Annotated in this window: 19 protein-coding genes; 7 read left to right on the top strand and 12 right to left on the bottom strand. The window is 69.4% G+C overall.

Translation table 11 applies throughout. The features are described 5' to 3' along the window. The 3 genes from JWP60_RS14060 to JWP60_RS14050 form a co-directional block, all read right to left on the bottom strand. Positions 1–1,371, bottom strand: a complete 1,371-nt coding sequence (locus JWP60_RS14060) for an MmgE/PrpD family protein (protein WP_299792309.1) — start codon at positions 1,369–1,371, stop codon at positions 1–3. A gap of 10 nt (positions 1,372–1,381) precedes the next feature. Beyond that, positions 1,382–2,806, bottom strand: a complete 1,425-nt coding sequence (locus tag JWP60_RS14055) for an FAD-linked oxidase C-terminal domain-containing protein (protein WP_299792306.1) — start codon at positions 2,804–2,806, stop codon at positions 1,382–1,384. Between the two features lie 67 nt (positions 2,807–2,873). Continuing rightward, positions 2,874–3,464, bottom strand: coding sequence for an EF-hand domain-containing protein (locus JWP60_RS14050; protein WP_299792303.1), 591 nt, complete (start codon positions 3,462–3,464; stop codon positions 2,874–2,876). 152 nt (positions 3,465–3,616) lie between these two features. Between JWP60_RS14050 and JWP60_RS14045 the strand changes: the two genes are divergently transcribed. Continuing rightward, on the top strand, positions 3,617–4,183 hold the full coding sequence (locus JWP60_RS14045; RefSeq protein WP_299792343.1) for a cob(I)yrinic acid a,c-diamide adenosyltransferase: 567 nt from the start codon (positions 3,617–3,619) through the stop codon (positions 4,181–4,183). 202 nt (positions 4,184–4,385) lie between these two features. On the opposite strand, the gene JWP60_RS14040 is transcribed toward JWP60_RS14045, so the two are convergent. Further along, positions 4,386–5,735 carry a solute carrier family 23 protein gene (locus tag JWP60_RS14040; protein ID WP_299792300.1) on the bottom strand — a complete coding sequence of 450 codons (1,350 nt, stop codon included), beginning with the start codon at positions 5,733–5,735 and terminating at the stop codon, positions 4,386–4,388. A gap of 147 nt (positions 5,736–5,882) precedes the next feature. Here JWP60_RS14040 and JWP60_RS14035 point away from each other — a divergent pair, with 147 nt between their 5' ends. After that, positions 5,883–7,886: an acetoacetate--CoA ligase gene (locus tag JWP60_RS14035; protein ID WP_299792297.1), complete on the top strand. Its 2,004-nt coding sequence runs from the start codon at positions 5,883–5,885 to the stop codon at positions 7,884–7,886. Positions 7,887–8,046: 160 nt separating this feature from the next. Here the strand turns inward: JWP60_RS14035 and JWP60_RS14030 are convergent, their stop codons facing one another. The 4 genes from JWP60_RS14030 to JWP60_RS14015 are packed head-to-tail and all read right to left on the bottom strand — an operon-like array spanning position 8,047 to position 12,100. Next, positions 8,047–8,955 carry a DMT family transporter gene (locus tag JWP60_RS14030; RefSeq protein ID WP_299792294.1) on the bottom strand — a complete coding sequence of 303 codons (909 nt, stop codon included), beginning with the start codon at positions 8,953–8,955 and terminating at the stop codon, positions 8,047–8,049. A 29-nt stretch (positions 8,956–8,984) separates the two neighbouring features. Next, entirely contained in the window at positions 8,985–10,388 is a 1,404-nt protein-coding gene (locus JWP60_RS14025) for an amidohydrolase family protein (RefSeq protein WP_299792291.1), read from the bottom strand. 1 nt (position 10,389) lies between these two features. After that, positions 10,390–11,118: a sulfite exporter TauE/SafE family protein gene (locus JWP60_RS14020; RefSeq protein WP_299792288.1), complete on the bottom strand. Its 729-nt coding sequence runs from the start codon at positions 11,116–11,118 to the stop codon at positions 10,390–10,392. Positions 11,119–11,122: 4 nt separating this feature from the next. After that, complete coding sequence (locus tag JWP60_RS14015) at positions 11,123–12,100, bottom strand: tripartite tricarboxylate transporter substrate binding protein (RefSeq protein WP_299792285.1); 978 nt, start codon at positions 12,098–12,100, stop codon at positions 11,123–11,125. A gap of 101 nt (positions 12,101–12,201) precedes the next feature. Between JWP60_RS14015 and JWP60_RS14010 the strand changes: the two genes are divergently transcribed. Next, the gene (locus tag JWP60_RS14010) at positions 12,202–12,921 is read left to right on the top strand and encodes a GntR family transcriptional regulator (protein WP_299792282.1); all 720 of its coding nucleotides are present in this window, start codon (positions 12,202–12,204) and stop codon (positions 12,919–12,921) included. Positions 12,922–12,939: 18 nt separating this feature from the next. Here JWP60_RS14010 and JWP60_RS14005 read toward each other — a convergent pair whose 3' ends face one another. Together JWP60_RS14005 and JWP60_RS14000 are read right to left on the bottom strand one after the other, a co-directional pair. Then, positions 12,940–13,365 (bottom strand): MarR family transcriptional regulator, encoded by a 426-nt coding sequence (locus JWP60_RS14005; protein WP_299792279.1) that lies wholly within the window; start codon positions 13,363–13,365, stop codon positions 12,940–12,942. Next, the gene (locus tag JWP60_RS14000) at positions 13,362–13,871 is read right to left on the bottom strand and encodes a flavin reductase family protein (protein ID WP_299792340.1); all 510 of its coding nucleotides are present in this window, start codon (positions 13,869–13,871) and stop codon (positions 13,362–13,364) included. Before JWP60_RS14000 ends, JWP60_RS14005 begins: the two co-directional genes overlap by 4 nt. 96 nt (positions 13,872–13,967) lie before the next feature. On the opposite strand from JWP60_RS14000, the gene JWP60_RS13995 reads away from it, so the two are divergent. From JWP60_RS13995 to JWP60_RS13985, 3 genes are all read left to right on the top strand, one after another. Further along, on the top strand, positions 13,968–14,756 hold the full coding sequence (locus JWP60_RS13995) for an alpha/beta hydrolase (protein WP_299792276.1): 789 nt from the start codon (positions 13,968–13,970) through the stop codon (positions 14,754–14,756). 65 nt (positions 14,757–14,821) lie between these two features. Continuing rightward, complete coding sequence (locus tag JWP60_RS13990; RefSeq protein ID WP_299792273.1) at positions 14,822–15,658, top strand: M14 family zinc carboxypeptidase; 837 nt, start codon at positions 14,822–14,824, stop codon at positions 15,656–15,658. A gap of 46 nt (positions 15,659–15,704) precedes the next feature. Beyond that, positions 15,705–18,035, top strand: coding sequence for a xanthine dehydrogenase family protein molybdopterin-binding subunit (locus tag JWP60_RS13985; protein WP_299792270.1), 2,331 nt, complete (start codon positions 15,705–15,707; stop codon positions 18,033–18,035). Between the two features lie 213 nt (positions 18,036–18,248). Here JWP60_RS13985 and JWP60_RS13980 read toward each other — a convergent pair whose 3' ends face one another. Continuing rightward, the gene (locus JWP60_RS13980) at positions 18,249–19,586 is read right to left on the bottom strand and encodes a D-amino acid dehydrogenase (RefSeq protein WP_299792267.1); all 1,338 of its coding nucleotides are present in this window, start codon (positions 19,584–19,586) and stop codon (positions 18,249–18,251) included. A 74-nt stretch (positions 19,587–19,660) separates the two neighbouring features. Here JWP60_RS13980 and JWP60_RS13975 point away from each other — a divergent pair, with 74 nt between their 5' ends. Beyond that, a complete protein-coding gene (locus tag JWP60_RS13975; protein WP_299792264.1) occupies positions 19,661–20,575 on the top strand; it encodes a LysR family transcriptional regulator ArgP in 915 nt (304 codons plus the stop codon). Positions 20,576–20,584: 9 nt separating this feature from the next. Here JWP60_RS13975 and JWP60_RS13970 read toward each other — a convergent pair whose 3' ends face one another. Continuing rightward, entirely contained in the window at positions 20,585–20,710 is a 126-nt protein-coding gene (locus tag JWP60_RS13970; RefSeq protein ID WP_299792261.1) for a hypothetical protein, read from the bottom strand. Between the last annotated feature and the right edge of the window lie 250 nt (positions 20,711–20,960).

The following is a 20,960-nucleotide window of genomic DNA, read 5'->3' as shown; positions in this document are numbered from 1 at the left end:
TCAGGGCCGCGTCAGCGTCGCGAGAGCGCGCACATCCGAAGCCGTCCCCAGCCCCCAGCACGCGTCGATCAGGCGCTTCGTCTGCTCCGCCCCGATCACCGGCGCGGACAGCTGCGAGAACTTCGCTTCCAGCATCTTGTCGGTCATCGGCTTTTGCAGCGAGCCGATCGCGTGTTCCACGAACACGTGCACCTTGCGACCGTCGTTCAGGACGGCCGTCACGTCGGCGCTGGCCTCGTCGATGCTGTTGTCCACCGTGGCGATCACCTTGCGGCGCAAGGCCACCATGTCCGGGCGAGTCACGATGTCATCGTGGTATTCGTCCTCGCCGGCGCGGCCGAAGATCAGGCCGGCGGCGCAGCCGTGGTACACGCTGAACTTGCCTTGCAGGCCATCGGCCGGCTCCTTCTTGCCGGTGAGTTCCAGCACCAGCGAATGCACGCGCAGCTCGATGCGCTCGACGTCCTCGGCCCGCACGCCTTGTTCGCGCAACTGCACGCAGGCATCGATGCTCGGATGGATCACGATGCCGCAGGCGAAGGGCTTGTAGCTGTTGAAGGAGATCTCGAAGCGCTCGCCCAGTTCGTCGGTCGCCTCGTTCCACGCCGTCTTGGTGGAGACCACCTGCGCCCAGCCGCGCGGCGCTTCCAGCGCCCGTTCGCTGGCGGTAAAGCCCTTGGCCGCGAGCAATGCCGACATCAAGCCCGCGCGCGCCGCGGCGCCCGGGTGGAAGGGCTTGGTCATCGTGCCGAACTGCTCGCGGAGGCCGATCGGCTGCGAGGCCGCGATGCCCAGCGCCATCTGCGTCTTGCGCGCATCGAGCTTCAGCAGGCGGGCGCAACCGGCGGCCGCACCCAGCATGCCGGTGGTGCCGGTGATGTGCCAGCCGCGGTCGTAGTGCTCGGGGTAGACCAGGTTGCCCAGGCGGCAGGCGACGTCGATGCCCAGCACCAGCGCGTCGATCACCTCGCGGCCGCTCATGCCCTGGTGCTCCGCCAGGGCGAGCAGGGCGGAGGCCACCGGGCCGGCCGGATGGATGATGGTCTTGAGGTGCGTGTCGTCGAAGTCGAAGGTGTGCGAGGTGATGCCGTTGACCAGCGCCGCGCTCGCCATGTCGACCCGCTCGCTGCGCCCGGCCACCGTCGCCTGAGGCGCCGGCTGCAGTTCCGCGACGGCGGCCAGCGCCGCATCGGCGGCCTCGTGCCGCGCCGCGCCGACGGCGCATCCCAGCCAGTTCAGGAAGGTGCGGTGCGCCTCGTGGTCCACCGCCTCGTTCCAGCCGCGCGAGGGATGTTGCGCGACGAATTCGGCAAGGATCTTGGTGATGGGCGGGGCGTTGTGGTCCGCCGGGACCTGGGTGTTGCGAGCCATGTTCTTCGTCTCAGAGGGAAAAAATCTTCCCCGGGTTCATGATGTTCCTGGGGTCCAGCGCGCGCTTGATCGTGCGCATCATGTCGACCGCGCCGGCGCCCGTCTCGTCGACCAGGAAGCCCATCTTGTGCAGGCCCACGCCGTGCTCGCCGGTGCAAGTGCCTTCGAGTGCGAGCGCGCGTGCGACCAGTTTACGATTCAGCTCCTCGGCCACTTCACGCTCCTTCGGGTCGCCGGGATCCAGCAGGTAGCCGAAGTGGAAATTGCCGTCTCCGACGTGGCCGACCAGGAAGTAGGGGATGCCGCTCGCATCGGCCTCGGCGATCGATTCCAGCAGGCAATCGGCGAGCCGCGAGATCGGCACGCAGGTGTCGGTGGAAATGGCGCGGCAGCCGGGGCGCGACTGCACCGCGGCGAAGTAGGCGTTGTGGCGCGCCGTCCAGAGGCGCGTGCGCTCCTCGGGCGTCTCGGCCCATTCGAAGGCCTTGCCGCCGAACTCGGATGCGATCTCCTGCACCGTTGCGGCCTGCTCCTTCACGCCCGCGGGCGAGCCGTGGAACTCCATCAGCAGCATGGGCTCTTCGCGCAGGCCCAGCTTGCTGTGCACGTTGACCATGCGCACGGTGTTCACGTCGATCAGCTCCACGCGCGCGATCGGCACGCCCAGCTGGATCGTCTGGATGGTCGTGCGCACCGCGGCCTCGATGCTCGGGAAGGAGCAGATCGCGGCTGAGATCGCCTCGGGGATCGGGTACAGGCGCAGCGTCACCTCGGTGATCACGCCCAGCGTGCCTTCGCTGCCGACGAACAGCCGCGTCAGGTCATAGCCGGCGGCGGACTTCTTGGCCCGCGTGCCGGTGCGTATCACTTCGCCGCTGGCCGTCACCACTTCGAGGGCCAGCACGTTCTCTCGCATCGTGCCGTAGCGAACAGCATTGGTGCCCGAAGCGCGGGTGGCGCTCATGCCGCCGAGGGACGCATCCGCACCGGGGTCGATCGGGAAGAACAGGCCCGTGCTGCGGATCTCCTCGTTCAGCCGCTTGCGCGTGACGCCGGGCTGCACGGTGACCGTCAGGTCTTCGGCGTTGATGGACAGCACCTGGTCCATGCGGGCGACGTCGATGCTGATGCCGCCCTGCACGGCCAGCAGGTGGCCCTCGAGCGAGGAGCCGACCCCGAAGGGAATGACCGGCGTGTCGAACTGCGAGGCGAGCTTCACCGCATCGGCCACGTCCTGCGTGCTCTGGGCAAAGACCACGGCCGCCGGCGGCGGCACCTGGAAGGACGATTCGTCGCGGCCATGCTGCTCGCGCACCGCCAGCGCGGTGGAACACTGGTTGCCGAAGCGCGCCTTGAGGGCTTCGATGAGGGCGGCGGGGACTTCGCGCTGCTGGACCTCGGGGACCAGGTGCGCCAGGGCGGCGGGTGCGTTCATGCGGGGCTCCGGGGAAGAAGGCAGTGTAGCCTTCCCCGGCAGCGCCCCGCCTCCGGGCCGACCCGCGTCAGCGGGTGGCGTCCTCGTACTCGAAGCGCGAGATGACGCCGTCGAAGTTGCGGTCCATCTGCTCGAAGCTCAGAGGGGCGATCGAGAGCCGGCTCGCTTCGGCGCGCGTGAGGTCGCCGTCGTGGTTGGCATCCGCGAAGTAGAAGGAGCGCGCCAGGTCGGTGGCGTTGTAGCCGCCGGCGCCGCCGTTGATGTTCTGCGTCGGCCCGGGCACCGTGGGACCACCGGCGCCCAGGACCTGGGTCGCGGCGGCGGCGTTGGCCGTGTCGATGGGCGACAACTGGGGACCGATGGAGCCACCGATGGTGGTCGTGCCGATCGGCCTGCCGGTGACGCTGGAAGCCGGCAGCGGCGCGGCACTGGACGCAATCGGGTCGGAGGACACCAGCGCGCCGCTGCCCGAGGTAATGCCGGCCGGGAACATGGGCCGCAGCCCCGCGGGATTGGGCGCCGACAGGGCAGCGCGCGTGCTGGCCGACGGCTGGGGATTGGCGACGGCGGCGATGCCGCGCCGGGTCTGCGCCTGCACCGCAGAGACAGCGGCGACGGCGCACAGGCCGGCGGCGAAGAGACGGACAAAGGGGTGCATGGCAGACTCCTGTGAGGCGGATGCCGCCCAGGCACAGGCGGCCTGATTCCATGCTGAACGCTGCCTGCACAACGGCTCAGCCTCCGACGCCGCAAGCTGGTGTAGGAGCGTTCGACGCATCGCGCACAATGGCCGCTCACCAGGAGAACGGCATGGGCAAGCGGCTGACCCAGATCGCGACACGCACCGGCGACGACGGCACCACCGGCCTCGGCGACAACACGCGCGTCTCCAAGGACCATTTGCGCGTGCATGCGATGGGCGAGGTCGACGAGCTCAATTCGCAGGTGGGGCTGCTGCTGTGCGAGCCGCTGCCGGCCGCCGCGCGCGAGCTGCTCGTGGAGATCCAGCACCAGCTGTTCAATCTCGGGGGCGAGCTGTCGATCCCGGGGTTCGAACTGCTGAAGGCGGATGCGGTGCTGGCGCTCGACGAGGCACTCGCTGCCTACAACGACGACCTGCCGCGCCTGCAGGAATTCATCCTGCCGGCCGGCAGCCGCGCCGCGGCGCAGGCGCACGTGTGCCGTACCGTCGCGCGCCGCGCCGAACGCGCCGTGGTGGCGCTGGGTGCACGCGAGCCGCTGCGCGATGCGCCACGGCACTATCTCAATCGGCTATCGGACCTGCTGTTCGTGCTGGCGCGCGTGTTCAACCGCATGAATGGCGGCGACGACGTGTACTGGAAGAGCGAGCGGCTGCAGCGGGCGGGGGAAGATTGAATGGAAGGATTCGATCCCCGGCGCGAGGATCTCATGCCGGGCGCGAAGGATGTCAGCCCATGCGCGAAGGATGTCATCCCGGGCTTGACCCGGGATCCATGCTGCGCCTGATCACGCGCCGCCTGGATTGCGGGTCAAGCCCGCAATGACATCCCGCGGATTGCGGGTCGAGTCCGCAACGACATCCGGGACAGCCGGGGAGCTAGCGCCGCGGATTCGCCGCCGGCGTCTCCACATGCGGCGCGTCCGCCACCGACACCCCGGTGGAAGTGCTGCGATTCAACACCGCATACAGCAGGATCGCGCCAAACGTCGCCGTGCCAATGCCACCCAGCTTGAACCCGCCAAACGCCAGCGTGAAATCGCCCGTCCCGAGCACCAGCGTGATGGCCGCGACGATCAGGTTGCGGTTCTGCGAGAAGTCGACGCGGTTGTCGACCCAGATCTTCGCGCCAGCGACGGCGATCAATCCGAACACCACGATGCTCACCCCGCCCATCACCGGTAGCGGGATCGCCTGGATCACGGCACCGAACTTCGGCGAGAAGCCCAGCACCACGGCGATGATCGCGGCAAACAGGAACACCGCGGTCGAATAGATCTTGGTGGCCGCCATCACGCCGATGTTCTCGGCATACGTGGTCACGCCGGGGCCGCCCGCGAAGCCGCTCACCACGGTGGCGACGCCATCGCCGATGAACGCACGGCCCATGTACTGGTCGAGGTTGCGGCCGGTCATGGCGGTCACGGCCTTGATGTGGCCCAGGTTCTCGGCCACCAGGATGATCGCCACCGGCACGATCAGCAGCATCGCGGGCCCGCTGAACACCGGTGCCCCGAAGGCCGGCGCGCCGATCCAGGCCGCCTGCGCGATGCCGGAGAAATCGATCGCCTTGCCCAGCCCCATGCCGTTGGTGAGCACGCCGTAGATCACGCTGGCCAGCAGCAGCCCCACCAGGATCAGCAGTCGCTGCACCATGCCCCGCGTCAGCACCGCGACCAGCCCGACGCACAGGAAGGTCACGGCCTGCATCCAGCTGTCGAAATTGCCGGCCGCCATGTTCTTCACGGGGATGCTCGCGAGATTGAGCCCGATCACCGCCACGACCGCGCCGGTCACCACCGGCGGCATGAAGCGCTCGATCCAGCGCGTGCCCACTGCCTGCACGAGTGCGCCGATCAATGCATAGACGACGCCGCAGGCGATGATGCCGCCCAGGGCCAGCGCGATGTTCCCGTTGGGCCCCTTGCCGGCATAGCCGCTGGCGGCGATCACCACGCCGATGAAGGCGAAGCTCGATCCGAGGTAGCTCGGCACGCGACCGCCGGTGATCACAAAGAAGATCAGCGTGCCGATGCCGCTCATGAGGATGGCGATGTTCGGATCGAACCCCATGAGGATGGGCGCGAGCACGGTGGAGCCGAACATCGCGATCACGTGCTGCACGCCCATGGCCGCGGTCTGCGGCCACGGCAGGCGCTCGTCGGGCGCGATCACGCCGCCCTGCTGCAGCACCGTGGCCGGCCGCTCCGTCCAGTCGAACATTCCCATCGCAGGCACTCCTTGGTGTGTCGTGAACCGGGCGATGCTAGGAGCAATGCCGGTGCCGTGCAAGGAAGCGGGAGACAGGGTGATCCCGGCAGCGCACTGGGAAAAGCTCGGTTGGGCGGCCGATGACCGGATGCTAAGTTCGCGCTCATGCAAGCAGCACCTTACGTTCCCCGCATCCGCCTTTACCAGCAGTGGCTGCGCGCCACGCGCGGCCTTGCCTTCGACGATTACCAGCAGCTGTGGGAGTGGTCCGTGCGCGACCTGCCGGCCTTCTGGCAAAGCATGTGGGACTACTTCGAGCTGCAGTCGCCGACGCCGCACACCGAGGTGCTGGCCGACGCGCGCATGCCCGGCGCGCGCTGGTTCGAGGGCGCGCAGGTCAATTACGCGCAGCAGGTGTTCCGTCACGTGCAGCCGGCGCATGCAGCGGGCTTTCCGGCGGTGATCAGCCGCAACGAGCAGGGCGTACAGCGCGAGCTGTCCTGGCCCGAGCTGCGGCGGCAGGCCGCGTCGCTGGCGCTGCACCTGCGCGAGCAGGGACTGCAGCCCGGCGACCGCGTGGCCGCCTACCTGCCCAATGTGCCGGAGGCGATGGTCGCCTTCCTGGCGGTGGCGAGCCTGGGTGGCGTGTGGAGCATTTGCGCCCCCGACATGGGAACGAACGCGGTGCTCGATCGCTTCCGCCAGATCGAGCCGAAGATGCTGATCGCGTGCGACGGAGTGCGCTATGGCGGGCGCGACCACGACCGCACCGCCGTCGTGGCGGAACTCAAGGCCGCCTTGCCGACGCTGACGCACGTGCTGCTCCATCGCAACCTGGGGCTCGCGGCGCCAGCGCTGCCCGGATGCGGCGACCTGGCCGAGGCCTGCGCGCGCACGGGCGCGCAGGTCGATGCCTTTACGCCGCTCTGGCTGCCCTTCGATCATCCGCTGTGGATCGTGTATTCCAGCGGCACCACCGGGCTGCCCAAGCCGATCGTGCACGGCCATGGCGGCGTCGTGCTGGTGATGATGACCGCGTGCGCGCTGCACAACGACATCGGCTGCAGCTACGACCCGAACAGCTGGGGCGAGCGCTTCCACTGGTACAGCTCCACGGGCTGGGTGATGTGGAACACGCAACTCGTGGGACTGCTCTCGGGCACCACCTGCTGCATTTACGACGGCAATCCGGGCGGCAGCAAGGAGCAGCCGGACTGGGGCGTGCTGTGGCGCTTCGCCGCCGAACTGGGCGTCACCTTCTTCGGTGCGGGCGCCGCCTTCTTCGGCAACTGCATGAAGGCCGGCATCGATCTCTCGCGCTATCTGGGGCTGGCCCGCGTGCGCGCCCTCGGCGCCACGGGCTCACCGCTGTCCGAGGAGGTGCAGCGCTGGGGCACGCGCCAGTTCGCGGCCCTGGGCATCCCGGACATCTGGTGGTGCAACATCTCCGGCGGCACCGACTTCGCGGGGGCCTTCATCGGTGGCAACCGGGAGCTGCCGCAGCAAGCCGGCGTGATGCAGTGCCGTGAGCTGGGTTGCGCCGTGCAAGCCTGGAACGAGCACGGCCAGCCGGTGATCGGCGAAGTCGGCGAACTGGTGTGCACCCAACCGCTTCCCTCGATGCCGCTGTATTTCTGGAACGACCCGGACGGCAGCCGTTATCAGGCGAGCTACTTCGACATGTACCCGGGGGTCTGGCGCCATGGCGACTGGCTGAAGGTCACGCCCGAGGGCGGCTGCATCATCTACGGCCGCAGCGATGCCACCATCAACCGCCACGGCCTGCGCATGGGCACCAGCGAGCTGTACAGCGCGGTGGAGGCGCTGCCCGAGGTGCTCGACTCGCTGGTGGTGGACCTCGAGTACCTGGGACGCGAGAGCTACATGCCGCTGTTCGTGGTGCTGCGCGCGGGCGTGGCGCTGGACGAGGCGATCAAGACGAAGATCGCCGGCGCGATCCGCACCGCGCTCAGCCCCCGCTTCGTGCCCGACGCGATCCTGCAGGTGCCCGAGATCCCGCGCACGCTCTCCGGCAAGAAGCAGGAGCTGCCGGTGAAGAAGCTGCTGCTGGGACAGCCGGTGGAGAAGGTGGTGAACCGGGATGCGATGGCGAATCCGGATTGCCTGGGGTGGTACGTGGAGTTTGCCCGCGAACGCGCGCGGGGGTGACGTCCTCCCGGATGTCTGGATGTCTGGATGTCATCCCGGGCTTGACCCGGGATCCATGCGGCGGTTGATCACGCGCAGTCGTGGATTGCGGGTCGAGCCCGCAATGACATCCAATACATTGACGCCAGCCATCCGCTTCAGCGCCCACAGCTGAAGCACCTCAGACGCGCGCCCGCGTCCCCCTGCGATTTACCAGCACGATCCCCACGGCCACGGCCGCCAGCGCCAGCATCAGTTGCGGCGTCAACCGTTCGCCCAGCAGCATCACGCCGAACAGCAGCGCGAACAAGGGTGCCAGGAAGGTGAAGGAGGACAGCTGCGTTGCCGGGTAGTGCCGCAGCATCCACATCCACGCCAGGTAGCTCGCGAAGGCGCCGATCGCGGTCTGCAGCGACAGCGACAACCAGGCGTAAGCGGAGTAGTGCAGCGACCAGTTCTCGCCCAGGGCGGCGGAGAGCAGTGGCGCTACCACCGCCGTGACGGCCACCTGGTAGAACAAGGTCTTCTCGGCGCTGGCCGTCGCCATCTTGGAGCCGCGGATCACCAGCGTGGTCAGGCCCCAGAGCATGCCCGCCGTCAGTGCCAGCGCGTCGCCGCGCAGCTGCCGCGGCGTGCTGTGGCCGGTGAAGCCCTCGCTGAAGGCAAAGGCCACGGCGGCGAAGGCGATGCCCAGGCCGACCCACTGCACCGGGCGCAGCCGCTCGGACGGAACCACCCGCGGCAGCAGGATCGCGACCACGAAGGGCGAGGTGTAGAGGAACACCGTCAGGCGCGATGCCGCCGTGTCGCGCAGTCCGAGATAGATGCAGGTGAACTCGCCGGCAAAGAGCAGGCCGGCCAGCAGCCCTGCCGGCAGGGTGCCGTCGGCCTCGAACAGCTTCACGCCGCGCCAGGCGCACCACAACCACAGCAGCACGGTGGCGCCGACGAAGCGCAGGGCTGCTTGCCAGAGCGGCGGCACCTCGACGACGGTCGTCTTGATCAGGATCTGCTGGAAACCCCAGAACAGGCAGCAGGCAACGAGGAGACCGGTAGCGAGGGCGTCGAGATGTTCTTTTCGTTGGCGCATCGCGCGATGTTAGTGTCCCTGCGCGTCAACTATCCTGCGCTGCGCCGCCGGTGCTCGTCGGCCGTCGGATGCACACGCTGGATCGGCGCGCGCGCGATGTCCTCGCGCGCCACCGCGCGCACCTGCTGCAACAGCGCGCGCGCGTCCCACGCGAGCGGCCAGCCTTGCCACAAGCGCAACACACCGCGCACGAACACCGCCTCGATCTGGCTGCGGTCGGCCAGGCGCACCAGCTCCCAGCTGAGGTCCCAGCTCGGTTGCATCTCGGGCACGTCCAGGTCGAGCAGCAGGAAGTCGGCCTCCAGGCCTTCGGCAATGGCACCGGTCACGCCCTGCAGGCCGGCGGCACGGGCGCCACGGTGGGTGCCGTGGTCCAGCCACAACCAGCCACCGCCGCAGGAGGAGTCACCGCGCGCCAGACCGTAGGCAAGCCGCTGTGCGGTCTCGGCGGCATCCAGCAGACGGAAGCCGTCGTAGCGGGTGCCGTCGGTGCCCAGCGCGAACGGGACGCCGCGTTCGTGCAGCTGGATCGCATCGAGCACCGCATTGCCCTTCCACGCGCTGGCCACCGGGTTGTAGGCGACGGCCGTGCCCGTGTCCGCGAGCAGCGAGAGCTCCGAGGGGGTCAGCAGCGTCGCATGCGCCAGCAGCGTGCTGGCGTGCAGCGCATCGCAGGCGGCCAGCAGCTCGATGGGACGCAAGCCCCGCGCGACCAGCGAACGCTCCACCGCCACCAGGTGTTCGTTGGCGTGCGTCTGGAAGATGCGTCCGGCTTCGCGCACCAGCGCGGAGACGCGAGCCAGCATGCGGTCGCTGGCAACTTCGGGGATCGACACCGCGAGCGAGGGATGCACGAGCGGGTCGTGCTCGTAGCGCGCCAGGTGGGCCTCCGCAGCACGCAGCAGCGGCTCGTAGGGATCCGCGCCTGGCGGTGCTGCCAGGTCGTTGCAGGTACGCGCCAGCACGCAGCGGATCCCCGCCTCGTGCGCTGCCCGCGCCACCGCCGCCAGGCCTTCCTCGGAGCGCGTGCCGGCATCGACCACCGTCGTGAAGCCGCCGCGAAGCGCCTCCAGCGCGGCGAGCTTGGCGCTGAGCCAGGCGGCTTCCTCGCGCAGTGTCTGCTCCATGGGCACCCAGATGCGGCGAAAGATTTCCGACGGCTCGCCGAAGGCCAGTGCCTTGCCGAGCGACTGCGTCAGGTGCGTGTGGGCATCGATCAGCCCGGGCATCAGGAGGCGCTGCGGCAGTTCCAGTGCGGCCAGTTGCGGAAACTCGGCGCGCACCGCGGCCGCCGGTCCCACGCGCACGAAGCGGCCGCCGCGCACCACCACCGCGTGCTCGCGCACGCAGCCCGTGGGCAGCAGCAGTTGCTCGGGCAACAGCAGCAGTTCGTCGCGCTCGAAAGCATCAGGAGTCAGCACAGCGAGGTTCATGTCAGGACCAGAGGCGCCAGCCATACCAGGCGCCGGTGAGGATCAGGAGGAGGCAGACCAGCCGGTGCAGGGCGAGCGCCGGAGTGCGCGGGGCGGCCCATTGACCGGCCAGCGCGCCGGCCAGCAGCACCACGCCCAGGACGAGAGCCAGCCGCCAGTCCAGTGCCCCGGCGCAGGCATGGCCGGCAGCGGCACACAGGGCGACGGGCAGCTGGATGGCTTGCGCCACCGGGACCGTGGTGCGCAGGGGTTGGTGCAACAGCATCAGCAAAGGCACCAGCAGCACGGGGCCGCCGGTACCGGTCAGGGCGGAGCCCAGGCCCACGCCCACGCCGAGCGCAGCCATCGCCGCCATGGGCAGCGGTGCCCGGTCGTGCAGCGATGGCCGGCGACGCAAGCCCCACACGCCGCTGGCGAGCGCCAGCGCCGCCAGGCCCGCGAGCAGCCAGTGCGGCGAAACGCGATGCACCAGCAGCGCTCCCAGCGCTGCGCCCGGCAAGGAGGCGAGCGTGAGGGTGAGCGTGCCGGCGGGCAGCGGCGTGCCACCGCGGTGCAGACGCCAGGCGGCCGCCAGCCCCGGCAGCGCGAACGCGAGCGAGGCGGCACCGATCGCCTGCGGCAGCGGGATGCCCTGCAGCTGGTTGAGCACCGGCACCACCAGCACGCCGCCGATGCCGGTCGCGCCGATCAACCAGCCGGCCAGCAGAACGGCCACCGCGCTCGCCAGCATCGCCTCACTCCACCTTGATGTTGGCGCGCGTGACGACCTCCTGCACCTGCTTGCGCTCGCGCGCCAGGTAGTCGGCAAACTGCGGTCCCGCGATCACGCTGGGACGGTTGGCGATCTCGGCCAGCCGGCGGGCGATCTCCGGGTCCTTCATCGCCTGTTCCAGCGCGCCCACGAGGGTGGCTGTCACTTGCGGCGGCAGATGGGCGGGGCCTAGCAGGCCGAGCCACGACTCGATGTCCAGCCCCTTCAGTTCCGGCGTTTCGGCCAGCGCCGGCACCTCCGGAAATCCCGGCCAGCGCCTGGCGGTGGTGACGCCATAGGCGCGCACCTTGCCCTCGCGGATATAGGGCTGCGCCAGGGTGAGCGGCAGCACCGCCAGGTCCACCTGGCCGCCGGCCACGTCGGTCAGCACCTGCGGCCCCGACTTGTACGGCACATGCACCATGTCGAGGCCGGCCCGCTGGCGGATCGTCTCCGCGGTGACGTGCAGCGAGGTGCCCACGCCATCGGTGCCGAAGTTCAGCTTCCCCGGGCGCGCGCGCACCAGGCGCACCAGTTCGGCCGTATTGGCCGCCGGCAGCGTGTTGCGGCCGATCAGCACGAAGGGTCCGACCGCCACGATGGCCAGCGGCGTGAAGTCCTTGAAGGTGTCGTAGCGCACCGCGGCGGGCGCCACCAGCGGCGCGACGTTGAGCGGACTGGCGACGGCGAACAGCAGCGTGTAGCCGTCGGGCCTGGCCTTGGCCGCCTTGTCCGCACCGATCGTGCCGGCGGCGCCGGCCACGTTGTCGATCACCACCGGCTGCTTCAGGATCTCCGCCAGTTTCGGCAGGATCAGGCGCGCCGTGGCGTCGACACCGCCACCGGCGGCAAAGGGCACAATGACCGTCACCGGCTTGGCCGGGTACGTCTGCGCGTGCAGGGAGGGCAGCGCCAGCGCGCCGCCCAGGACCAAGGTGTTCAGAAGAGGTCGCATCAGCATGTTCAGCTCCTTGCTTGGGAAACCGGCGCATCGGGACGGTGCGCCCACTGTACTTGTTATGACAAGTCAGAACAAGTTAGCAAACACCGTGCCGACGGCCCATGGCTGAGGTTCCGCAAACACTCTACGCCCGCCTGCGCGACGAGCTGCGCGCCGGCATCCTCGAAGGCCGGCTGCTGCCGCACGCCAAGCTGCCCTCCGAAAGCGAGCTGACGGCCACCCACGGCGTCAGCCGCATCACGGTGCGCCAGGCCCTGGGCGACCTCCAGAAGGAAGGCCTGATCGTGCGCCTGCAGGGCAAGGGCGCCTACGTCGCGCAGCCGCGTGCCTCGCAGCAACTCGATCGGCTCGCCGGCCTGGGCGAGTCGCTGGCGGAGCAGGGCCAGGCGGTGCACAGCAAGCGCCTGGCCTTGAAGACCGTGCGCGCGACTGCCGACCTTGCCTCCCTGCTGCAGGTGCCGGTGCGCAGCGAGCTGGTGCAGCTGGCAACGCTGCGCTACCTGGAGCGGCAGCCGCTGTCGGTCAATGTCTCGCACTTCGCGCCCGGCATCGGCCAGCGCATCGCCCGCATCGACGTGTCCGGCCGCGACCTGCTGGAGGTGCTGGAGCGCGACCTCGGGCAGCGCATCGCGCAGGCGGAGGTCGAGATCCGCGCGCAGGCGATGGGCGCGCGGGAGGCAAAGCTGCTGCGCGTGGAAACCGGGGTCGCCGCGCTCAAGGTCCAGCGGGTGGTTCGTGCTGTCGGCGGTCAGCCGCTGCAGGTCGAGACGGCTGTGTATCGCGCCGATATCTTCAGCTATCGGCTGACGCAGTTGCGCTGAGCGCTCGGGTGTGCCGCGTCAACGGCCCGCGAGTTTCGCCAGCAGCTTCTTCAGTGCCGCCTGCTCGGAAGCAGCCAAGGCACGCAGCATTTCCGACTCGTGCGCGCGCGCCTTTTCGAGCAGCGGCCGCACCAGCCGGCGGCCGGTCGCGCTGGCGCCCACCAGCGTGCGGCGCTGGTCCGCCGGATCGGCCTGCAGCGTGAGCCAGCCTTGCTCCGCCATGCGCTGCACCAGCTTGGTCACGGTGGGCTGCTTGGCCAGCACTTCGTGCGCAAGCTGGCTCACGGTCAGCGGCGGGCTGTCATGCAGCGCCGCCAGCACGCGCCACTCGATCGCGCTGAGGCCCGCCTTGCGCACGTGGAAGTCGAAGTTCTTGTACAGGGCGTGGTTGGCCTGCCCGAGCAGGTAACCCAGGTGGTCATCGACAAAGCGCCCCCCGTTCACAGCGGATGCTCCGTGTAGAAACGGCCGCCGTGGAACAGCAGCGGCGCGGCGCCGACGCGGTGCGTGCAGCGCTCCACTTCGCCGACGAAGATGATGTGGTCGCCTTCCTCGTAGCGGCTGCGGTTGAAGCATTCGAAGGTCGCGGCCGCGCCCTGCAACAGCGGCGCGCCGCCGGCGCCGGGTGCGAAGTCGACCCCCGTGAAGCGGTCGCCGCCGCGCACGGCAAAGCGTTCGGCCAGCAGCTTCTGGTCGGCCGCCAGCACGTTGATGGCGTAATGCGAGCCGGCGCTGAACACCACCATCGAGGCGGCGGCGCGCGACAGGCTCCACAGGACCAGGGGCGGCGCGAGCGACACCGAGTTGAACGAATTGGCCGTCAGGCCGATCAGCTGGCCGTCGGCGGTGCGTGCCGTCACGATGGTCACGCCCGTGGCGAACATGCCGAGCGCGGCCCGGAATTCCTGGGCGGAAAAGCTCGGCGGCAGGGCCTTGCGCGGCGGGTTCATCGGCGTCCGGATTGCATGAAATTTCATGTATTATGGTCCACGCCGATCCCGCCGCGCCGCCGAACCCGCGCCTGCAACGCAGGTCCACCTTCTCACATGACTTCGACTCCGGCCTTCACCACCCTCGGCGGCGGCCCCACCGTGCTGATGCTGCACGGCACGGGCGGCGGCCACCTCGCTTTCGCGCCGCAGGTGGAAACGCTTGCCTCTTCCGGCTTCCGTGCGGTGGCCTGGGACATGCCCGGCTACGGCCATAGCGCGCCGATCGAACCCTACACTTTCAAAGGCCTGGCGGGGAGCTGCGTCCGCCTGATCGAATCGCTGCAGTGCGACAGCGTGGTCCTGGTGGGCCATGGCATGGGCGGCATGGTGGCGCAGGAGGTCGTGGCCCGCCGGCCGGACCTCGTCAACCGTCTCGTGCTGTGCGGCACCTCCAGTGCCTTCGGCCACCCCGAGGGCGACTGGCAGCGCGAATTCGTGGCGCGACGCAGCGTGGCGCTGGATGCCGGGCAGTCGATGATCGAGCTGGCGCAGACCGTGATTCCGCAACGGGTCGGCCCCGGTTCGCTGCCCGAGGGAGTGCGGCTCGCCACCCATTGCATGAGCCTGGTGCCGGCCGCCACGTATCGCCGCGCGCTCGAATGCCTCGTCACCTTCGACCGCACCCGCAACCTTGGTCACATCGACGTGCCGACGCTGCTGGTCGCTGGCGAGCATGACCGCGGTGCGACGCCGGCGACGATGAAGGAGATGGCGCAGGCCATCGCGCGCAGCAGCTATCACGAGCTGAAGGGCATCGGCCATCTGCAGAACCTCGAGGCGCCGGACGAGTTCGATGCCTTGCTCCTCAACTTCCTGCGGCTGCCGCAGATGCTGCTGCATTGATGCGGCCGATGGAAGATGCACGCAGGATGGATCGCAGCGCGTCGCCAACCCGGAGAGCAACACGAGTGAAGAAGTTCTGGTGCGCGGCGGCATTGCTGGCGCTCGCGGGGGGCGCGCAGGCCGCGGCGCCCGGCGCCTGTGATCGTTTCGTGGGCAAGTTGCCGAACGTGAGCAAGCCGCTGTGCGAAGCAACGAAGCTGCAGGACAGCGGCGCCCGCTCGGTGCAGGGCATACCGATCTACCAGCGCGACGTGGGCGCGCTGGACGGCAAGCTGCGGGTCCTGGTGATCGGCGGCATCCATGGCGACGAGCTGTCCTCGTCCTCGGTGGCGCTGCACTGGATCCGGCTGGCCGCCGACGAACACGTCGACATGCCGCAGGCGGTGCATTGGCGCTTCGTGCCGGTCGTCAACCCGGACGGGATGCTGGCGCGGCCGCCGCGGCGCATGAATGCCAGCGGCGTCGACCTGAACCGCAACTTCCCCACCCCGCGCTGGGAGCAAGACGCGCCGGTGTACTGGCAACAGCGCACCGGCAAGGACCCGCGCCGCTATCCTGGCCCGAAGCCCCTGTCGGAGCCGGAGACGCGCTTTCTGCACGAGCAGGTCGAGAAGTTCAGGCCGCACCTGATCGTGTCCATCCACGCGCCGTACGGCGTGCTCGACTTCGACGGTCCCTCGGTCCCGCCCTCGCGGCTGGGGCGGCTCTACCTCGACCAGGTCGGCATCTTTCCCGGGTCGCTGGGCAATTACGGCGGCGTGCACAAACGGGTGCCGGTCGTGACCATCGAGCTGCCCAATTCGCAGCGCACGCCGCTCGACGCCGAGATGCGGCAGATGTGGATCGACCTGCTGCGCTGGACGGCGGCGAAGGTGCCGGGGGACGCCGCCGCCGCGCGCTGAGTCGCGCGCTACCGTCCGGGGCAGAAATGCGCGAGACTCCGCCTTCATGACCACCGACACCCTGGACAATCCCACCCGCTTCGGCAGCGGCCGCGCCGTCAAGCGGATCGAGGACGAAGGCCTGCTCAAGGGCCATGGGCAATACACCGACGACCTCGCACCGGTCGGGCAGCTGCGCCTGGTGTTCGTGCGCTCGCCGTATCCGCACGCGCGCATCGTCAGCATCGACCCGGCCAACGCGCAGTCCATGCCCGGCGTCGTGCGGGTGGTCACCGGTGCCGAGCTGGTGCAGGCCGGCGTGAAGCCCATTCCGACGAACCCTGCCTTCCGGCGCGCCGACGGTTCGCCCGCGGCCACGGCCGACCGGCGCGCCCTGGCGCACGAGCGCGTGCGCTTTGTCGGCGAGGCCGTGGCGCTGGTGGTGGCCGAGACGCTGCAGCAGGCCCGCGATGCGGCCGAGGCCGTGTGGGTCGAGTACGAGGAACTGCCGCACGTGGTGGATCTCGACGCCGCCACCGCGCCGGGCGCACCAGCCATCGTGGCGGACGTGGCCGATAACGTCGCCGCGGAAATGCGCTTCGGCGACGTGCAGAAGACGCAGGAAGCTTTCGCGCGCGCCGCGCACGTCGTGTCGCTGACCATCGTCAACCAGCGCGTTGCCGCGCTCACCATCGAGCCGCGTTCCGTGCTGGCCTGGGTGGCCGACGATGGCCGCCTCACCTTGCGCATCAGCAGCCAGATGCCCTCCGGCGTGCGCAACTCGCTGGCCAACGACGTGCTGGGCATCCCGCGCGAGCAGGTGCGCGTGACGGTGGGCGACGTCGGCGGCGGCTTCGGGATGAAGACCGGCCTCTATCCGGAAGACGCGGCGGCAGCGTGGGCCGCGTGGACGCTCAAGCGCCCGGTGAAGTGGGTGGCCGACCGCAGCGAGGAATTCCTGTCGTCCTTCCACGGGCGCGACCAGAAGGCGCGCGCCGAGCTGGCGCTGGGCGCGGACGGCCGCATCCTCGGCATGCGCCTGCGCACGCTGGCGAACGTCGGCGCCTATGCCACGGCCACTGGCATGACCATCCCCATGATCGTCGGCCCCTGGGTGCAGACCAGCGTCTACGACATCCCGGCGATCGACTTCCACATCCGCTGCGTCATGACCAATACCGCGGTGACGGCGGCCTATCGTGGCGCGGGCCGGCCGGAGGCAATCTTCATCATGGAGCGGCTGATGGACGAAGCGGCGCGCGCCACCGGCATCGACCGCATCGCGCTGCGCCGGCGCAATTTCGTGCGGCCGGAACAGATGCCTTACACCAATGCGATGGGCCAGGTGTACGACGTCGGCGCGTTCGAGAAGATCATGGACGAAGGGCTCGATCTGGCGGACTGGAGCGGTTTCGAGCAGCGCTACGCGCAGAGCAAGGCCGCGGGCAAGTTGCGCGGGCTGGGCATCTCCACCTTCCTCGAGTGGACCAGCGGCATGGCCTTCGAGGAGCGCGTGACCGTGGAGGTCCGCGCCGACGGCATGATCGAGGTGTTCTCCGCCGTCAACCAGATGGGGCAAGGCATCGCGACCACCCTCGCGCAGCTCGTGGTCGACGTGTTCGGCGTGACGATCGACAAGGTGCGCGTCGTGCTAGGGGACACGGACCGCGGCGACGGCTTCGGCAGTGCCGGCTCGCGCTCGCTGTTCACCGGCGGATCGGCGCTGCACCTGGGCGCGGAGAAGACGCTGGAGACGGCGCGCGAGCTGGCCGCCAGGTCATTGGAGGCCGCGGCAGCAGACCTGGTCTACCAGGCGGGCCGCTTCACGGTGCAGGGCACCGATCTCGGCATCGGCCTGTTCGAGCTCGCGAGCCGGCAACCCGGGCAGCACATCTTCACCGACCACACCAGCGCCGTTGCCGGCCCGAGCTGGCCCAACGGCTGCCATGTCAGCGAGGTCGAGATCGATCCGGCCACCGGCCTCGTGGAGGTGGTGCGCTATGCCAGCGTCAACGACGTCGGCCGGGTGGTGAATCCCATGATCGTGCGCGGCCAGCTCGATGGCGGCGCCGTGCAGGGCATCGGCCAGGCACTGATGGAATACATGGCGTACGACGGCGACAGCGGCCAGCCGGTCACCGGCAGCCTGATGGACTATGCGGCACCGCGCGCGGACATCGTGGCCTGCGAGTTCGTGACGGAGATGAACGAGACGGTGCCCTGCAAGAACAACCCGCTGGGGGTGAAGGGCGTGGGCGAGCTCGGGACGATTGGCGCGGCGCCGAGCGTGGTGAACGCGGTGGCCGATGCGCTGGCCCGTGCCGGGAAGAAGGAGGCAGCCGCGCAGCTGCAGATGCCGTTGACGCCGGCCAAGGTGTGGGGGATGTTGAACGGGTGAGTCCCAGCATGTCATTGCGGGCTTGACCCGCAATCCACGCATGGCTTCCTGCAGAGGCCGTCGTGGATCCCGGGTCAAGCCCGGGATGACATCCAGACACCCGACCGTTGCGAGCCGAAAGGCTGTCATTGCGGGCTTGACCCGCAATCCATGCGGCGCTTACATACGCGCTGTCGTGGATCCGGGGTCGGGTCCGGGAGGTCATCCATGTCTTTACGGATTGAGCGAAAACTCGCCCTTCCCGTCGAACCCCCGCCGGCCCTTCTCGTACCCATAAAAATCAAACGCCGTGCGCGGCTTGCGCCCGGAAATCAGTTCCGCCATCGCCTTGCCCGAGCCCGCCCCGTGTGTCCAGCCCAGGGTGCCGTGCCCCGCGTTGACCCACAGGCCACCGACGCGCGTGCGGCCGATGTACGGGATGTTCGTCGGCGTCGCGGGCCGCAGCCCGGTCCAGAACTTCGGGTCGCCGCCTGCTTCCGGCAAGCGCGTGTCGCACACCCCGGGCAGCACCTTCTCGATGCGGGCGGCCAGCATGCGGCAGCGGTCGCGCGCCAGCTGCGAATCCAGCGTCGCGTCGTAGCCGGAGAGCTCGATCGTGCCGGCCACGCGCAGCTCGTCCCCGAGGCGGCTCATCGCCACCTTCACCTCGTCGTCGATCGTGCTGACGAAGGGCGCGCCGGCCGGCTGCTTCAGCTTGAAAGTGGCGCTGTAGCCCTTGCCGGGATAGATCGGCAGGTCGACGCCGACCTGGCGCAGCAGCGGTGCGCTGTAGGAGCCGCAGGCCACGACCACGTCGTCGGCCTTGAGCTGCTGCACGATGCCGGTGTCGCGATCGCGAATGCGCACGGCCTGCACGGCGCCGCCCGCGGTTTCCAGCCGCTCGATGTCCTGCCCGAACCGGAACTGCACGCCGCGCGCCGCGCACAACTGCGCCAGCTTCTGCGTGAACACGCGCGCGTCGCCGCTCTCGTCGCTCGCGGTGAAGGTGCCCCCCACGATGTCGGCGAAGTTGCGGAAGGCCGGCTCGATGGCGAACAGCTCCTCCCGGCTCACCACCTTGCGGTCGACGCCGTACTTCTGCATCAGGCCCGCGGCCACCGCGCCGTCGTCGAAGGCCTTCTGGTCCGTGTAGAAGTGGGCGATGCCGCGCTCCAGCCGGTGGTAGTCGATGCCGGTGGCCGCCACCACGTCCTTCAAGGCCGCGTGGCTGTACGCGCCGAGCGCGACCAGCTGCTGCACGTTGCGCTCGAAGGCCGCGTCATTGCACTGGCCCAGGAACTGCAGGCCCCAGCGCCATTGCTGCCAGTCGGCGCGCGGGCGGAACAGCAGTGGCGCGTCGTTGCGGAACATCCACTTCAGCAGCTTGGCGGGTGCGTGCCGGTTGGCCCAGGGCTCGCAGTAGCTCACCGAGATCTGCGCGGCGTTGGCGAAGCTCGTCTCCAGCGCGGCGTCGCGCTGACGGTCCACGACGACGACTTCATGGCCGCGTTCGGCCAGGTGCCACGCGGTGCTGATGCCGATGATGCCGGCGCCGAGAACGAGGGTTTTCATTGCTTCCAGTTTGCGGCGCGCGCCGGAATTTCAAAAGCCAAATTAAACTCTTTGCGAAACCATCAGAGTTGCTAATGTCCGTGACATTCGACCCGGCCGCGCTGGAAGCACTGGTCGCCATCGTGGAAGAAGGCGGCTTCGAGCGCGCAGCGCAGCGCCTGAGCATCACGCAATCCGCCGTATCGCAGAGGCTGCGCGCGCTCGAGGCGCAGGCGGGCACGGTGCTGGTCGTGCGCAGCCGGCCGTTGCGGCCGACCTCGGCCGGCCACCTGTTGCTCAAGCATGCCAAGCAGGTCCGCCTGCTGCGCGCCGATCTGGAGCGCGACCTGCGCGAGCTCGCGCCCGGTGCCAGTGGCGCGCAGGACGAGGAGCGCATCCCGATCGCCGTCAACGCCGACAGCATCGCGACCTGGGCACTGCCGGCGCTCGATGCCTTGGCGCGGGAGGGGCTGGCCCTGGAGATCATCACTGACGACCAGGACTTCACCCACGAGTGGCTGCGCGAGGGCCAGGTGCTGGGGTGCGTCACGACGGTGAAGCAGGCCTTGCGCGGCTGCAAGGTGCTGCCCCTGGGCGCGATGGACTATGTTGCGGTCGCGCAGGCCGATTACGCGCGCTCGCACCTGCCGCACGGCCTGACCGCGCACAACTTTCGCGACACGCCCTTCGTGGCGTTCAACCGCAAGGACGACATGCAGGCCGACTTCGTCGGCAAGGCCTTCGGGCTGAAGCGGGTGACGCTGCGCCAGCTCTTCGTGCCGAGCTCCGAAGGCCAGGTGCGCGCGGTGCTGGCGGGCTGGGGCGTGAGCGTGGTGCCGGGGCTGTTGGTGCGCGGCCTGATCGAGCAGGGCCAGCTGGTGAACGCGGCGCCCCGTACGCACGTGCCGGTGCAGCTGTACTGGCATTGCTGGAACCTGGAGTCGGTCGTCCTCGACCAGCTGACGGCGGCCCTGGCCGGCGCGGCGCGCGCCGCCTTGACGCACGTCTGAGCGGCGGCCTCAGTGCTGCGTGTTGCCGCGCACGAAGAAGGAAACGCCCACGCCGTCGGGAGTCGCCAGCGCCAGCAGGATGGCTGCCACGGCGGCGGCAAGCCAGGCCAGGGTCTGGGTCCAGAGCGGCTTCATGGTGAACTCCCGCGCGGCAAGCGCTGAAAGCAGTGTGCGCCGCCGCCGCCAGGGCAAAGCTTAGGCTTTGTAAAGTCCCTGCTCCAAGTGTGCCGGAAGCCTGACGGCCCCCTTTCTTTTGACTAGGGCCTGTTCACGCTATTTCCAGGGGCGCGAAGGGGTCGCATCGGGCGCCAATCAAGGCGCACGGGGCAGCCCGCACTCGCGTGCGGGCAAGCCGGGCAACGCGGAGTGGCGCCCGATGCGACCC

The organism is Ramlibacter sp. (assembly GCF_028291745.1).
Lineage (GTDB): Bacteria > Pseudomonadota > Gammaproteobacteria > Burkholderiales > Burkholderiaceae_C > Ramlibacter.
This window is presented reverse-complemented; position numbering and strand designations above follow the sequence as displayed.